We start from the raw sequence: 16,009 nt of genomic DNA, 5'->3' as shown, positions 1-16,009 counted from the left end.
AAAACAATTCATTCTATATTCTGAATCTGTTCTTTCATTTTTTCTGCTTCACTCTTCAAATAAACAATTTGTTCACTGATCCAAGCATCATTAGATTTAGAGCCTATGGTATTCAACTCGCGGTTGATTTCTTGAACAATAAAATCTAATTTTCTTCCGATCGGATCCGATTCACCAACAATTTGTTGGAATTGTTTAACATGACTATGTATCCTCGTTAGTTCTTCTGAAATATCACCTTTTTCAGCTAATAACGCAACTTCTTGATACAACGTAGAGTCTCCTGAAACAGGTGTACTTTCAAGATATCTGTTAATACGTTCTAATATTCGCTCCTGGTACTCTATTATAACAATTTTTCGCCTTTCTCCCAACTGTTTTATATTATTTTGTATATTTTCTGCTCTTTTCGTTAAATCTTTCTTTAATTCTTCTCCTTCATTGAAACGCATTTGACTTGCTTTTTTTACAGCTAACTCAAGTGTTTGCTTTACTTTTGCTTCTGTGTCACTATTTATTTCTTCCTTCTCTTCTATATGAAATATATCTGAAAACTGACTAATTAATTCTATGGAGATATCGCCTGTTAGATGGTAATTTTCTTGAAGCTGCTTTAATTGGTCCATGTATTGTCCTACTAGATCCCAATCCGTTCGAAGTTGTTTCTGATGAGTATAAGTCCCTGTTAGATAAATCGACACACTAATTTTTCCACGTTTCATCTCTTGTTGTATGATTTTTTTCAACTGATCTTCAATCGGCAATAAAAATTTTGGCATATGAAAAGTTACATCAAAATAACGATGATTAATGGTTTTTACTTCTATATTGATTTCCAGCTGTTCATCCTGATATGCTTCTCTTCCAAACCCTGTCATACTTCTCATTCATTCTTCACACCCATCAACTAGTATAGACACTAAGCTCTTACCATAATCATCATATCAAAAACGCTGAGCGGAAAACAAATGATTGATGAATAGTAAACGATAAATAAAGATCACTTCCGTAGTCTAAAAGCGAGAGTGAATGTTGCTCCTTGTTGAACAATCCGTGAAATGCGCTCACTCATTCTACTTCTAATAAGTGCTAGGCACTCGTTACGGCAGAACGCTTGCTTTCCGCAGGCTTGTCTTCAACTAACTTTTCAACAAAAGCGGTTGAAAAGTGGATTTTCAGACTTCGCTTTTCCTGCAGGAGTCTGCGCATTCTGCCTTCACTTTGGTTATATTCCTATTGTAAAAAAGAGTAATACTAAAATTTTCATGTCTTTTTACTAAGCACATTTCTTTCGGAAGTGAAGCATTGTATTTCCACTCGCAAACAGTAGAACGTTTCGCATAGCGGAGACAAAACACGGAGACTCTTGCGGGAACAGTACGAGCTGAAGATCCATTTTTATGAAGTGATCTTCTTCATAAAAATTATCTGAAGCCGTACCCGTAGAAAGCGTAGTGTTTTGTCGGAGCTTGTGCCAGCACTCATCATCTATAGAATGGGAGAAAGCCTATATCCACCTAAGCCTCTCGCTTTTAGCTACGTAACATGAAAAACGTGGGACTTTGATGATCTTGCGGAAGTTACGTTTTCTATAGAAAAAATGTTATACTAGGGTAATGAGGTGATAGAAATGGTATTTGATGGAACAGTAACACGTGCGATAACGAACGAGCTTGATCAAGAGCTAGTATCAGGCCGTGTATTAAAAATATATCAACCGACAGATACAGAATTAATTTTTACAATTAGGCAATACGGCCGTAATAAACAACTTTTAATTAGTGCGCATCCAAGCTATGCTAGGATGCATATAACTAATGATACTTATGACAACCCTACAGAACCTTCGATGTATTGTATGATGCTTCGAAAGTATCTAAGTGGTAGTTTTATTGAATCCGTTGAACAAATTGAAAATGAGCGAATCATTCACATTCATTTTCAAACAAAAAATGAAATTGGAGATAAAAGTGTTAAAACATTAGTAATAGAACTAATGGGAAAACATAGTAATATCATTCTAATGGATCAGGAACGTCAAGTGATTCTAGATAGTATTAAGCATGTATCAAGCGCGCAAAACCGCCACCGCTCAATACTTCCCGGAAGCACTTATATTGATCCACCAAATCAAGGAAAGCTAAACCCATTAACTATAGACGGAGATACATTTATCCGCAAGCTAGATTTTAATACTGGTAAGCTCGATCAACAAATTGTTCAGCAGTATATGGGAATCTCTCCTGTTTTAGCAAAAGAAATTGTCGCACAAGCAGGACTCGGTAAAAGGGATATGTTTAAGGATGCCTTTCTCGATATAAAACAGAAAATACTCGATCATCAGTATGAACCAACTATTTATAAAGGAAAAAAAGAAAGCTTCTATGTCTTCACTTTAACCACTCAAGATGGGGAGCTTACAACATTTGAATCCGTCAGTGAGATGCTTGATCATTTTTATTCTGGTAAAGCAGAGCGCGACCGTGTGAAACAAAAAGCGGGTGATTTGTTACGTTTCTTAACGAATGAACAAAAGAAAAACAAACGTAAAATTGGTAAATTAAACAAAACATTAGAAGATGCCAAACACGCCGATCGTTATCAAAGAGATGGTGAATTATTAACCGCACATATGCACTTAGTAACAAAAGGTGATAAAGAAGTCGAAGTCATCGATTACTATGATCCAGACCAAAATAAGCGTACAATTACGTTGAATCCGAATAAAACACCAAGCGAAAATGCACAATCATTATTCAAAAAGTATCATAAATTAAAAACTTCTAAACAAATGGTTGAAGAAGAGAAAAAGAAAACCTATCAAGAAATCGATTATTTAGACCAAATCATCGAACAAATCGATTCTGCTAGAGAGCAAGATATTGAAGAAATACGTGAAGAATTGCAGGAACAAGGCTATTTGAAGAAAAAACAAGCAAAAACGAAACAAAAGAAAAAAGCAAATAAGCCTACTCCTGAAACATTTTTCTCTTCTGATGGTACAGAAATATTAGTTGGTAAAAACAATAAACAAAACGAACATTTAACAAATAAACTTGCACGAAAAGATGAAATTTGGCTCCATACAAAGGATATACCGGGTTCACATGTTGTTATTCGTTCATTAGAACCGAGTGAGGATACATTACTAGAAGCAGCTCAACTCGCTGCTAACTTTAGCAAATCAAAGAATTCTTCGTCCGTACCTGTCGACTATACGCTAATTAGACATGTCAAGAAACCGAATGGCGCGAAACCAGGTTTTGTTACCTATGATAATCAGAAAACATTATTTGTGACACCTGATCAAGCATTCGTTGCGAGATTAAAAGAAAATAAACCAAAATAAACAAAAGTCGTGCCAGTAAGCTGATTAAGACACTTACTGGCACGGCTTTATTATCTCTTCTATTTATTACGATACATGTACTGCTTTTTTACTTGTTAGCAACATTTATCAGCGAGTTAGCATCGTCCACCTACTTCAGTTCCTTGTTTTAATTCTATATTTAAAGTGGTGATTTACCGACATTTGTCCCATGATAAAACGAATAATGAATAAAGACTAGCGCTAATAATACAAAAATACTGCCAATCCAGCTTAAGTGTGACACACCACTATATTCTATAATCACTCCACCTAAAGCAGATCCTAACATCATCCCGACATTCATCAATGCCGTATTAAAACTTAAGATAGTTTCAGATGCATCTGGTTTCAAAGAAATTAAATAAAACTGCTTAGCTGGTGTTGTTGTCCATGTCGCTGTTCCCCATATGATAAATATGATAAATACACCAATCGGCGAATACTGTAAAAAACTCAATAAGACTAAAGCTACAATATGGATGACCAAGCTAATAGATATAGTCCGATATGGACCCCACTTGTCTACGGCATATCCCCCAAATCGTGAACCAATAAAGGCAAAACTACCTAATACAAATAATGCTAGACTAGTTTGTTCTGTTGAAAATCCAGTATTGTTACTTAATAATGGAGAAATATAGGCGAACACCATCGTATACCCTAATATCCAACAAACAGTTGTCGCTAATCCACTAGCCACCCTTTTATCTTTTATCATTGCTAACTGTCGTCTGAATGGTAACGGCTGATTCCCCTCAATTGCTGGTAATAGTTTATATAATAGCCCTAGTAAGATGACGGTAACAATCGCGACAATCAAAAATACAAAACGCCAATTGAAATGAGCAGATAAAAATGTTCCAATTGGTACTCCTAATACTAATGAGACGGTAAAACCAGTAATAACCATTGCCATAGCACTACCACGCTTATCAGGTTCAGCAATTTGTGCTGCATAGTTAGTAGCTATCACGATATATAGCCCACCACTCATCGCCATAACTACCCGTGATAACATAAGCAAATAATAACCACTGCTCAAAAAGGCGATGCAATTACCGACAATAAATAGAAAAATAGCTATTATGAGTACTGTCTTTCGCGGATACTTCGCCGTTAGTAAAACCAACACTAACGCGCCAATAGCATAGGACAACGAATAAATTGTAATTAACTGCCCCGCAGCTGCAACAGACACCTCTAAGTCATTCGCTATGATTTCTAATATACCAGAAACAACAAATTCTGCTGTACCTGTAACAAATGCTCCTAAAGCTAATAAAAAAATGATAAATTGGTTGACTTTCTTCATATATTCTTACTCCCCTTTTTTCTCATTTAACAAGTTGATTTCATTGTAATAGCCGTGATAACATAAGTAAAATTGATATTTTTGATAAAGGAGATGAGTTATAACTCATGACTATTGTTCGTTTTGACGTATTGTCTCAAGTAATTGAATTGGGAAGCTTCACAAAAGCAGCAGATGAATTAAGTATGACACAATCTGCTGTTAGTCATGCTGTTGCTAGTTTAGAAACAGAGTGGGGAGTTCCTCTATTAATTCGTGATCGCAAAAAAGGGATTAGCTTAACAGAAATAGGATATAAAACATATCCACATATACGAGAAATATTGAATCGAATGGAGTCTATCCAGCAAGAAATTGCGTTTACTACTAACTTAGAGAAAGGGGCAATTCGGATTGGAACGTTTGCAAGCGCTTCTTCCTGCTTGTTACCAAAACTATTAGCCAAGTTTCAGAAAAAACACCCTAAAATTGAATTTACATTTTATGAAGGTACGTATGAAGAAATTACGGAGTGGCTTCAATCGGGGATTATTGATATTGGCTTTGTCGTGAAAGGCAAAACAAACATTGAATTTGATTTAGTTCCACTCATACAAGATAAAATGGTTGTGGCCTTGCCTCCTGGACATCGGTTTAATGAAAAGAGGATTGTTGAAATGAGAGAATTAGAGAAGGAACCTTTTATTATGCCAACTGGAATGTATCAATCACATGTAGAAGAATTATTCGAAGAAGCGAAAATAAAACCAACTATCCGCTTCGAAGTACACGATTGCACTACTATTGCCAATATGGTGCAAGAAGGTCTCGGTGTTACGATTGGACCTGAATTATTTTTAAAAACACAACAAAACGTAGAAATAGCTACACTTCAGCAAACTAGTTTTCGGGAAGTAGCCCTTGCATGCTCCAATCTAAGCGAAGCTTCTCCAGCTGTTAAAGAATTTCTAACAGTTGCAGAAAATACTTTTCTAGAACCAGTAGGATAAAGTGAGACTTATCAGGGAGTTAGTGTCCATTTATCCCCACACTTAGCTTCTTTGTTTTAACTCGAATCTTGAGGTTGGGGGTATTACGGACTCATGCACCATGATAAAATTTATGGAGCCCGATAAGTATGACACTTTAAGGGCTTCTTTATTACTCAGTTGGCGTTTCACAAGAAAAAGAATAATCATTGCTACTGTATGTTTCAACTTTAGGATACCCACCATCTTCTATGCATTTTTCACTAGCTAGAGAAATTTCTTTATAACGGAAATAAGATTCCGAAGCATGAATAAATAACATCATTAGAAGTACCACGCCAACCACTGATAAGATTATTTTCATTCGAGTTTTCATCCACATGCACCTCCAAACCTTCACATTACTCTTAATATTATCACAAATTCCTTATAATGAGAAATTAACTAAATATAGGCATATTACACAAACTCCACACAATCACTCTATGTTTTATACAAAAAAAGACTCCAACTAAGCCGTTGAAGCCTTATATAACGATTGATTATTTTTCTGCTACCTCTACCATTTCCCCGACATAAACAGATTCTGGGCGGTAAATCGTATTATTTTCAGCTTGCTCCAATACATGAGCAGTCCAACCAACCATTCTACTTGCTGTAAAAGTTGGTGTGAAAAGATCTGGATCAAAATCAATTGATTTCATAATTGCAGCAGCATAAAATTCTACGTTTGTGTACAGTGCACGACCTGGTTTTAACTCGTTTAGAACATTTATAGCCACGTCTTCTACATGAACAGCAAGATCTAGCCACTCATCTTCCCCTTTTGATGCCAACAGTGTTTCTCTTAGTGCAACTGCACGCGGATCATGTGTTTTATACACGCGATGGCCGAATCCCATTAATTTCTCGCGATTATTAATTTTTTCTCTGATTACCTTATCTGCGTTATCAGGTGTAGCTATTTCCTCAAGCAATTGGATCACACCTGAAGGCGCTCCACCGTGTAGAGGACCTTTCATTGTGCCAATAGCTGTCGTAATACTGGACACAAGGTCAGACTCAGTTGAAGCAGTTACTCTGGCAGAAAATGTAGAAGCATTCATTCCGTGTTCCACTGTTAAAATCATATATGTTTCTAATCCATCTACTTGTGCTTTAGTTGGCTTAGTGCCATTTAGCATATATAAGTAATTTTCCACATGGCTATATGTATCATTCGGTTCACTCGCGCTCTTACCGTTAATCTTATTATACCAATATGCAATAATAGTGGGTACAAGTGCTGTTAATCTAATGGCTTGCTCAACTGTTGGCTTCCATCCATAATCTGTTGTACCTTCTGCTGAAATAACCGTCCTGATAACACTCATAATTTCCATATTATGCGGTAAATGATTCATCACTTGCTTCATCGTCTCTGTTAAATAACGATTTTTAATTAGCTGACCATTTAGCTTCTCCAACTCTTCTGCAGAAGGCAAATGACCGAACCAAAGTAAAAAAGCAACCTCTTCAAAAGATTTTGACTTCGTTAAATCTTTTGCTTCATACCCTCGATAAATCAGTTGACCTTTTTCACCATCAATGTGGCTGATAGATGTTTCCGCTGCCACAACTCCCTTAAGCCCTTGATTAAGCATTACTATCTTCCTTTCTATTACAATTTTCCTTATAAATATTGTATAATAGCAATCTAATTATTAGAATTAAATATTTTTAAAGATATTGATTAAATATTTTAATAAGGAAGGTGTAAAAATGGAATTAAGCTGGATTCGCACATTCATCACCGCTGCTAAAACGGGGAATTTCCGTAAAACTGCTGAATATTTATATATCTCTCAACCTACCGTAACGGTACATATTAAACAATTAGAAAAAGAACTTGGGATTCAACTGTTCCATAGAGATGGAAAACGTGTAAAAATTACCGAAGCTGGTAGTAGATATTTAAAGCACGCGATCCAATTAACAGAAGTATATGAATCTGGTATGGAGGACCTAAAGACATTTAGTCAAGGCTATACAACAAAATTAACACTCGGTATCTCCCCATTAATTGCAGATACGATTATCCCGTTCGTCTTAAAGCAATACATAAAAAAACATCCTGAAGTAGAAATAACGATTGAAATTGTAGAATCAAAAGACATAGAAGATGCCGTTAATAATGAAGGAGTCGATATCGGCTTATCCTGTTTGCAAAGTTTTCATCCTGAAATAGAAAGCAAATTACTGTACTATGATAAAGTTGTCTTAGTGGCTGCTCAAGATAATAGAGACGTTGAATCTGCTTTACCTTTAAGTGAAGAAGAAGTACTCTCCACTAATCGTTTACTTACACATAATCATCCTGGCTATTGGAATGAATTAATTGAAAAAGTAAAATTCTCCTACCCAGGTATTCAAATGATGAAGGTTTCACAAACACATATTACAAAACGTTTTATTATCGAAGGGCTTGGTGTCTCCTTCCTTCCCTATTCCACTGTAAAACGAGAAATTCAAGAAGGAAAAATGGTAGAAGTTAGCATGCAATCTATTTCAGCTCCACAAGCAAATACATATGCTATTTATAAATTTGACCATCAAAAACAACGAGAATTTTTAGAATTTATGGGGCAGTATCATTTGTGATATTCTTACATAATAATTCATAAAAAAATAGCTGTTGAGGAGAAATTTCTCAACAGCTTTTATAAGATATATTATTTACACTCTTTATCAACTCAATTTCATCTCGAATGGGGATACCTTCATCACCAATTAATGGGATCTCAGGTTTTAACTTTCTTGCTTTTTCAACTGCATTGTTTAAAATTCGAGAGAGGATGAACCCTCTTTTTTGATAAAACTTTAATGCTAATAAATTATCATTTGTCGTTACGAGTTTAATAACTTTGCAATTATTCTTTGCCGCCATCGCCTCAACCTCTTGGACTAATGCTGTTCCTATTCCTTTACGTTCCTCCAAACTATCTAATGAAATAATTTCACATTCATTGTTTTCGATAACATATGTAATTAAACCAATCAGTTTGTTTTCTTTACTAATAACTGCAAACCCATCCAATGCACTACAATCATATGCACCACTAGAAATTACCATTTCTGTACTTCCCCAATGTATTTTAAAGAAATTCGTTATTTTATCCTGCTGTAAATCGTTTATTGCGACTATCTTCATTTAAAATCACCCACCATCATCATACAACAATATCCTTAATATGTAAATTCGATTTTTTATTACATAGATATTTTCGTGTATCCCCCACTTTGTACTAGTCTAAAGTGAGGAGTATTTTTTAATTTATTAAATGTCATTCTGGACTGAACGTTCCGTTAATGATATGATACGAACAACAGGAGGTGTATATTAATCGCAAGGATAAAAGAATTTAATAAAGAACAAGCATTACATCAAGCAATGCTACTTTTTTGGCAGAATGGCTATGAAGGAACAAGTATCCCTGCTCTTCTCAAAGCAATGAACATTAGTCGTTCAAGCCTTTATGACACATTTACTGATAAACAAACCTTGTATATCGATGCTTTAGAACACTATCGAACCATTCATGCCAAAAACAGAGAAATACTGGAGCAAGCAACAAGTGCAAAAGAAGGGATTAATCGCTTTTTCACCGCTCATATTGCTAAAGCATATGACACCAGTCTACCTGGTGGATGCTTTGTAACAAATGCAGCGATAACAGTGGATTCTGCAAAAGACAAACATGTCAATACATTAATACGAGAGAGTTTTTACCAGCTGGAAAAAGCTTTCTATACACTATTACAAAAGGGACAAAACAATGGCGAAATAGATAAAACTACTCAAATAAAGCCATTAGCTACCTTACTATTAAATGTCAATCACAGTATTAATGTAATGGCGAAAGCTGGGAAAGATAAGCACGAGTTAGAGAAGATGATATCATTTATACTCGATACTTATCTATAATTTTTTACTCATTCCGGACTGATTGTTCCAAAAATAATAGAAATGGGGAAATTACATGCAACTATCTTTTATTGGACTTGGAAATATGGGACTACCAATGCTTGAAAACCTACTAAAAGCTGGACATCAAGTAACGGTGTACAACCGTACATACAAAGAGGTCGCTCCCTCTTTCCAAAATCAAGTAAACTATGCCAGTAAACCCAAAGAAGCAGCTCAACAATCCGATTTCATTATAACGATGCTCTCCGATGACGAAGCAATTGAGCAGGTCGTTACAGGAGAAAATGGTATTTTAGCAGGCTTACCTCATGATGGTATTCATCTTTCCGCAAGTACAATTAGTGTTGATATGGCAAAGAAACTAACAGAACTTCACCAACAAAATGCACAACACTTCTTATCTGCAACCGTATTAGGAAGACCTGATGCAGCTCAAGCAGCGAAAATAAGTGTATTATTAGCAGGTACTAAAAAAGCACGTGAACGAGCTTTACCTTTTTTAGAAGCTGTTAGCCAAGAAATCTTCATTATTGGTGACCGTGCTGAAGCTGGAAATACAGTTAAACTTGGGGTTAATTTCTTAATTGCATCTATGCTTGAAGCATTAGCAGAATCACAATTACTGGTTGAAAAATATGATGTGGACCCAGGTACATTTATGGACATTGTCAATTCCCTTTTCCAATCTCCGGTATATCAAAATTATGGAGCGATGATGGTAAATAAACAATTCGACCCTGCTGGTTTTAAAATGAGTCTAGGCAGAAAAGATGTTCAATTAGCACTTAATGCAGCGAATGCCGTCGACTCCCCCCTTCCATTAGCCGAATTAATTCAGCAACATTTTAGTAAAGGTGTGGAACAAGGCTATGGTGATTTGGATTGGACAGCTTTAATTAAATGTTTAGAGGATACGCAAAAATAACACTATGTTGCCAAGCAAACCACTTGGCAACATTTTTTATACATAGCAATACTTAGTGCTTTCCTTATACCAACAGCTATAATCTTGCTAAAAATTCATGTTTTCAATACCCAATATAAACGGTAAGAGCAACATGATAATACCTAGAAGAATAATAATACTGCCAAAAAACTTATTGGATAGTTTATCGTTGTATGAGACACCTTGTTTCAAGAAAAAATCAAGTAAAGTCGGTACTTTGCTTGTAATAATTAAATAGCCAAAACAAATAAATACGAGACCAATCAAAAGGACAATAACCACTTGAATTGGCACACTTGTTAGCATATGCGTATACTCACAACCAAATGTTTCACTTATACTTTTTATTTAAGACTACTAGATATATAATGATTGATCTATTTATGGATATATAATCTTGTATAGCATCAAATTCAATATCGGTAATTACATAATAACTACAGTAGATTAATCCCATATCAACGGACGAATAATCCGCATTGTCCTCATATAATCCAGTAATTGCCCAGTATGAACAGACCTGTGATAGCCAATTCGTAACAACATATCCTCCATCGTTCTTATATAACCAACATCTGATCGGTCAATCTTTATGTTCCTTAACTCATAGTCACTTAATTGTCCAACATAATTCAAAAATTCTATACGATATGGTTGTGCAAATGTCAATTCTTCTTCTACAGTTGTGAAACTTTTTTCTCAAAGGGATTAGATACCTGTAATAGACCTGAACTCCCTCGACCAATTAAAACTTGATGATAAAGAAATTTGCCTTCCAATAAATGCCTGATGATAGTAACAAACAAGGGTGAGATATTTTTTCGTGAATTCCATATAAATCTTGATGTTTTAAGGAACAAAAGAAGGGATTTCGCTCGTAAATGCATAGACTGGAGTGAAAGACGTTATCATCTTGCAGGGGCGTTAGGTAATGCTATTTTAAATCGCTTGCTAGCTCTAGGATGGATCCTGATCGAGCTATAAAAATTACAGAAATAGGTGAAATAGGGCTATATGAATCATTAGGTATTGATATGCAAGAATAATCTTTAGAGATCATGTACTATTTACCCGTATGGGCCATTCATCATTGATTAAAATAAGACACAGAGTAATCCCGATTGTATAACTAGGATTTTCTGTGCCCCTCTTCAACTACATCATCTTTTATAAATGGTTTATAATCCACAACAGAAGACAAATTCATTAAAGTAGTTGGCTCTCCAAAAGATAATGTGGCATCAATGAACTCTTCAAGTATTTTAACCGATTCTGTTACAACCTTCACTAAGTAGCTAAACTGACCAGCTAAGCGGTGACATTCTACTACCATTGGTTGTTCTTTGCAAAAATCTTTAAATTTCTTTCCTTGCTTCGTATCAAATAAAATAAATGCTGTTACATTTTTATTAAGCTTTTCAGGATCAATGATAGCTCTATATCCTTTGATTACTTCTTTATCCTCGAGTTTTTTGACCCTTTCGTTTGTAGCGGGAGTTGAAAGCCCAATTTTCCTACCTAAGTCTGTCATTGATATCCTAGCATTTTTTTGCAATTCAATGAGAATACTTTGATCAATCTCGTCCAATTCATTATCCTCCTTCATAATTTAAATAAAAAGCTATTATTACCATTATATATTAAGCAATTTGACATAAAACCTTAAGAACACTATGTATTTAGAATAATATACCATATATAATAATGACTAATAAAGAATTATACAATATTTGAATGAGGAGTGGAGTATAAATGAAAATTTATTGTGCTACTATGGAAGATTTAGAAGAGGTCTCAACATTATTTAATTTGTATCGTGTGTTTTATCAACAACCTTCCAATTTACAGGATGCTAGGGTGTATATAAAAAATCGTTTAGAAAACGAGGATTCCGTTATATTCATTGTTAAAGATGAGCAAAAATGTGTTGGATTCACTCAACTCTATCCCACATTTTCCTCTATATCCATGAAAAGAGCTTGGATATTAAATGACTTATACGTCGATGTAAAATTCAGAAGACAAGGTATAGCGGAATTACTCTTGCATAAAGCAAAAGAATTTGCTATTAGCACAGGAGCTAATAGTATTACTTTGACAACAGCAGTAGATAATTATGCTGCCCAACAATTATATCAAAAAAACGAATACAAAAGAGACTCTCATTTTTATCATTATGATTTAGCTCTAACTAACTAACGTTTTTATTAATGTATAAAAAAGAGAGCTTAAAAGGTCGAAAGTATCTGCATCTATACAGACCTTCTTTTAAGCTCTCAGACATTACATTTTCAATTTTAGTGTAACCGTAATCTCAGTACCTTTCCCCACTTCACTAGCTACTGTTATTTCACCTTGATGTTCTTTAATAACATCTTTTGCGATTGCCATGCCTAATCCTGATCCTTTATGCCTTTCACCTGTATTGGTACCTCGATAATAGCGATCAAATATTTTATCTACTTCTGCTTGCTCAATTCCTTTTCCATCGTCTTTTATTTGAATAGTCAGATGCTTTTCGTCCACTTTTATACTTACATCGATGTTTACTTCTTTCGTATTGTGCACAAGTGCATTATAGATTAAATTATTTATTGCTCGCTTCATTAACGTTTGATCTACTTTCATTGGAATCTGTTCTTGTATCGCATCAAATTCAATATGAGCGTCTACATATTGTGGATCATTTAATATATCAATCACACAATTTCTTAACAACTCAACCATATTCGTTTCTTGCTTATTTAAAATAAGTGTATTGTTCTTTAATTTGGTCGTTAAGTGCAGGTCATCCATCACATCTTTAATATAAACAGATTTTTTCTCTATTATCTCTGCATATTCGCACATCTCTTCTAATGAAATGTTATAGTCTGGATCTGTCATCAATTCAGCATAACCTTTAATAGAAGATAAAGGTGTTTTTATATCATGCGATATATTTGCTAACCACTCTTCTCGCATTTGTTCTGTTTTTTCACGCTCTCGTTCATTTTCCTTTAACTGCTTGGAGAGATTATTCATATTATGAAAAACTTTTTTATATACACCATTCGGTTGGTAGTCTATCGAATAATCTTTATTTGCTAATTGTTTAATACCATCAATTACTCGATTAATTGGCTTTGTTAGACGTGTACTAAAGACATAACCGATCAATAAAGCAATGATTATATCTATTACTAATATACCGAGAAACACTTTAATAGCTTGAAAAATGTTACGAATATCAGAAGTTAAAACGAAGCGATTGATATTTGGATTTTCTATACCCATTAAATAACTGTAACCGTCTTTTTCACCGACAAAAACAGTTGTCTCTGCATCAACTTCTTTATATTTATAATGCTGAATGATGTCTGCAGGAGTGTAACGTTGCGGCAAGCTCTTTGGTTCTCTATATCCAGTAATGACTTGTCCATTCTCATCTAGCACTTGAATCCATGCATTCTGATCGATTAGTTCCTTTTTACCATCCTGATCAATCTGCACATCATGATTCTCCACTGCCAAATGAGTTTGAAATTCTCTTGTGAATTGTTCAGCTGATATTTCACTATCCTGAAAAATAGGTATATCGAACCTCGCTTGAATGATTAATAATGAAAAGATCATAAACACATTGATAAAAATGACTAGTATGACTATTATTACTGCAGACACTAAATATTCGCCTGTTAACCGCCATTTCATCTATGATTCATCCTCTATTACGAATTTATAACCTAATCCTTTTACCGTAATTAAATAATGAGGGCTAGAAGGATTATGCTCAATTCTTTCTCTAAGCCGTCTAATGTGCACCATCACCGTATTATCTGATCCGAAGTAGTCTTCTCCCCATACCATATCGTATAGTCTTTCTTTACTAACAACCTTATTAACATGTTGCAGAAAATATTTCATTAACCCTAATTCCTTTGGTTTTAGCTCAATTACCTTATCATTTTTCGTCAAGACTGCATTATCCTCATTTAACTCAAAAGGACCAACCTTTATAATCGATTCTTCATTCGGGGTCATTATACTGTAATCTGCTCTTCTCAGCTGCGCTTTTACTCGGTATGCGACTTCTTTTACACTAAATGGCTTCGTGATGTAATCATCTCCACCAATTGCAAATCCCAGGATCCTGTCTATCTCCTCTGTTTTGGCAGAAATAAATAGAATAGGCACATTGGATACTTGCCTAATTTGTTTACACACATCATACCCTTCACCATCAGGTAGCATAATATCTAACAACACAAGGTCTGGGCTTGTTTCATGAAATAAACTCATTCCTTCTTCCGCGTTCGCTGCCGTAACAACTTGTTGAATTCCTTCCTTTTGTAATACTGTTTGTAATAATTTTAATAAATCTTCTTCATCATCTATAATTAACACTGTTTTATTATGTATACTCAATTTCATCGCCTCCTTGTCCTTCTATTATACAAAAAAGAAGAAACAAAAAGAAAATCCGAACAACTTGTTCGAATAATTGATTCATTTTGAATAGTTTATGCATCTTCCGTGATGAATTTTCCTGCCAAAAGAAGTACTTTATACTCTGATGTCAAATAATGGTTGGTTTTCGTTTGGTAAACGAAGATTTTCATAACTTGAAAAATGACCGATAAAGTTATTCCAAGATGAACGTAATGATTCTTGAAACATTTTTAAAGAGTTAGCGGTTGCTTTATCCCAATAACCTCCATAGGATTTTCGATCTTTTTCTTCGAGTTTATCTAGTATTTGTTGATAATTAGAAGCAAAATTATTATAATCATTTTGCTGAATTGTCTCAAAATTCTTTCGGAAAGCTTGAGACTCTATGTGATATTGGTGTTCCTTATTCTCTAGTTGTTCAATCTGTCGCAAATACGTTTGCGCCTGTTCTGGCATAAAGTCTACACTACTAGCGATATCATAAAAGGCTTTTGTAACCATTAATTGTTTCTCTTCAAATTCAGTAATGCTGTTTTGGAAAAAAGTATTGGTTGCTTGTTGCATTTGAGCACGATATTCTTCTGGAATTAGCTCGGCTGCGATAAAATCAAGTTGAAATTTTGCTTGCTCACTACTAGAAACAAAATTCCGTAATAAGAACCTGACCTATTACGAAAATTGAGTAATTGATCACTTTCTTCAATTGCTAAATATAGATTTTCTTTTTCCTCGTCTGATAACTCGTTAATCTGATCAATAAAAGAAAAATATTCGCGCAGCTCATCACTTCGAGTAGTTTCTTTCATTAAGGTTATAGGACTCATTTTAGCACTTGCTTCTTTTTGAACTAGCGGTTGTTCTGGTACATCTTTAAAATCAACCTTAATATTTGCATTATATTGTATAGGAGTGTTAGGAACGACTGATCGCTTGACAAAATAAGGTGAGCTAAGTAGTTGGTGTGTATTGAACATAGACATATTATTCCTCCTTTAAATAGTGCTTTCTATTAAAA

The 16,009-nt window shown here is 34.6% G+C and carries 18 protein-coding genes; 6 read left to right on the top strand and 12 right to left on the bottom strand.

Going from position 1 to position 16,009, the window contains the following annotated elements:
* Positions 1-8: 8 nt before the first annotated feature.
* The gene (locus SH601_RS03285; protein WP_319956798.1) at positions 9-887 is read right to left on the bottom strand and encodes a YicC/YloC family endoribonuclease; all 879 of its coding nucleotides are present in this window, start codon (positions 885-887) and stop codon (positions 9-11) included.
* A 743-nt stretch (positions 888-1,630) separates the two neighbouring features.
* Between SH601_RS03285 and SH601_RS03280 the strand changes: the two genes are divergently transcribed.
* A complete protein-coding gene (locus tag SH601_RS03280; protein WP_319956797.1) occupies positions 1,631-3,349 on the top strand; it encodes an Rqc2 family fibronectin-binding protein in 1,719 nt (572 codons plus the stop codon).
* Positions 3,350-3,509: 160 nt separating this feature from the next.
* Here the strand turns inward: SH601_RS03280 and SH601_RS03275 are convergent, their stop codons facing one another.
* Positions 3,510-4,682 (bottom strand): MFS transporter, encoded by a 1,173-nt coding sequence (locus tag SH601_RS03275; protein ID WP_319956796.1) that lies wholly within the window; start codon positions 4,680-4,682, stop codon positions 3,510-3,512.
* Between the two features lie 107 nt (positions 4,683-4,789).
* Between SH601_RS03275 and SH601_RS03270 the strand changes: the two genes are divergently transcribed.
* Positions 4,790-5,671, top strand: coding sequence for a LysR family transcriptional regulator (locus SH601_RS03270; protein ID WP_319956795.1), 882 nt, complete (start codon positions 4,790-4,792; stop codon positions 5,669-5,671).
* Positions 5,672-5,822: 151 nt separating this feature from the next.
* Here the strand turns inward: SH601_RS03270 and SH601_RS03265 are convergent, their stop codons facing one another.
* Entirely contained in the window at positions 5,823-6,026 is a 204-nt protein-coding gene (locus SH601_RS03265) for a hypothetical protein (RefSeq protein WP_319956794.1), read from the bottom strand.
* 166 nt (positions 6,027-6,192) lie between these two features.
* Positions 6,193-7,293, bottom strand: coding sequence for a citrate synthase/methylcitrate synthase (locus SH601_RS03260; RefSeq protein ID WP_319956793.1), 1,101 nt, complete (start codon positions 7,291-7,293; stop codon positions 6,193-6,195).
* A gap of 118 nt (positions 7,294-7,411) precedes the next feature.
* Here SH601_RS03260 and SH601_RS03255 point away from each other — a divergent pair, with 118 nt between their 5' ends.
* Entirely contained in the window at positions 7,412-8,290 is an 879-nt protein-coding gene (locus SH601_RS03255) for a LysR family transcriptional regulator (RefSeq protein WP_319956792.1), read from the top strand.
* A gap of 49 nt (positions 8,291-8,339) precedes the next feature.
* On the opposite strand, the gene SH601_RS03250 is transcribed toward SH601_RS03255, so the two are convergent.
* Positions 8,340-8,840: a GNAT family N-acetyltransferase gene (locus tag SH601_RS03250; RefSeq protein ID WP_319956791.1), complete on the bottom strand. Its 501-nt coding sequence runs from the start codon at positions 8,838-8,840 to the stop codon at positions 8,340-8,342.
* 240 nt (positions 8,841-9,080) lie between these two features.
* On the opposite strand from SH601_RS03250, the gene SH601_RS03245 reads away from it, so the two are divergent.
* Together SH601_RS03245 and SH601_RS03240 are read left to right on the top strand one after the other, a co-directional pair.
* Positions 9,081-9,614, top strand: a complete 534-nt coding sequence (locus tag SH601_RS03245) for a TetR/AcrR family transcriptional regulator (protein ID WP_319956790.1) — start codon at positions 9,081-9,083, stop codon at positions 9,612-9,614.
* A gap of 55 nt (positions 9,615-9,669) precedes the next feature.
* Positions 9,670-10,542, top strand: a complete 873-nt coding sequence (locus SH601_RS03240) for an NAD(P)-dependent oxidoreductase (protein ID WP_319956789.1) — start codon at positions 9,670-9,672, stop codon at positions 10,540-10,542.
* Positions 10,543-10,629: 87 nt separating this feature from the next.
* Here SH601_RS03240 and SH601_RS03235 read toward each other — a convergent pair whose 3' ends face one another.
* The 3 genes from SH601_RS03235 to SH601_RS03225 form a co-directional block, all read right to left on the bottom strand.
* Positions 10,630-10,869 (bottom strand): hypothetical protein, encoded by a 240-nt coding sequence (locus SH601_RS03235; protein WP_319956788.1) that lies wholly within the window; start codon positions 10,867-10,869, stop codon positions 10,630-10,632.
* A gap of 141 nt (positions 10,870-11,010) precedes the next feature.
* Entirely contained in the window at positions 11,011-11,232 is a 222-nt protein-coding gene (locus tag SH601_RS03230) for a hypothetical protein (RefSeq protein ID WP_319956787.1), read from the bottom strand.
* A gap of 460 nt (positions 11,233-11,692) precedes the next feature.
* Positions 11,693-12,151 carry an Lrp/AsnC family transcriptional regulator gene (locus SH601_RS03225; RefSeq protein ID WP_319956786.1) on the bottom strand — a complete coding sequence of 153 codons (459 nt, stop codon included), beginning with the start codon at positions 12,149-12,151 and terminating at the stop codon, positions 11,693-11,695.
* Positions 12,152-12,315: 164 nt separating this feature from the next.
* Here SH601_RS03225 and SH601_RS03220 point away from each other — a divergent pair, with 164 nt between their 5' ends.
* The gene (locus SH601_RS03220; protein WP_319956785.1) at positions 12,316-12,762 is read left to right on the top strand and encodes a GNAT family N-acetyltransferase; all 447 of its coding nucleotides are present in this window, start codon (positions 12,316-12,318) and stop codon (positions 12,760-12,762) included.
* An 84-nt stretch (positions 12,763-12,846) separates the two neighbouring features.
* Here SH601_RS03220 and SH601_RS03215 read toward each other — a convergent pair whose 3' ends face one another.
* The 4 genes from SH601_RS03215 to SH601_RS03200 all read right to left on the bottom strand — a co-directional run bounded on the left by SH601_RS03215 (position 12,847) and on the right by SH601_RS03200 (position 15,974).
* Entirely contained in the window at positions 12,847-14,256 is a 1,410-nt protein-coding gene (locus tag SH601_RS03215; protein ID WP_319956784.1) for a HAMP domain-containing sensor histidine kinase, read from the bottom strand.
* Positions 14,257-14,970, bottom strand: coding sequence for a response regulator transcription factor (locus SH601_RS03210; protein ID WP_319956783.1), 714 nt, complete (start codon positions 14,968-14,970; stop codon positions 14,257-14,259). It lies immediately after the preceding gene.
* A gap of 138 nt (positions 14,971-15,108) precedes the next feature.
* Positions 15,109-15,558, bottom strand: a complete 450-nt coding sequence (locus SH601_RS03205; protein ID WP_319956782.1) for a hypothetical protein — start codon at positions 15,556-15,558, stop codon at positions 15,109-15,111.
* A 23-nt stretch (positions 15,559-15,581) separates the two neighbouring features.
* On the bottom strand, positions 15,582-15,974 hold the full coding sequence (locus SH601_RS03200) for a hypothetical protein (RefSeq protein ID WP_319956781.1): 393 nt from the start codon (positions 15,972-15,974) through the stop codon (positions 15,582-15,584).
* Positions 15,975-16,009: the final 35 nt, after the last annotated feature.

The organism is Gracilibacillus pellucidus, assembly GCF_033949965.1.
Classification (GTDB): domain Bacteria; phylum Bacillota; class Bacilli; order Bacillales; family Amphibacillaceae; genus Gracilibacillus; species Gracilibacillus pellucidus.
Note: the sequence above shows the minus strand (reverse complement) of the source record. Positions and strands in the feature narration are given on the sequence as shown.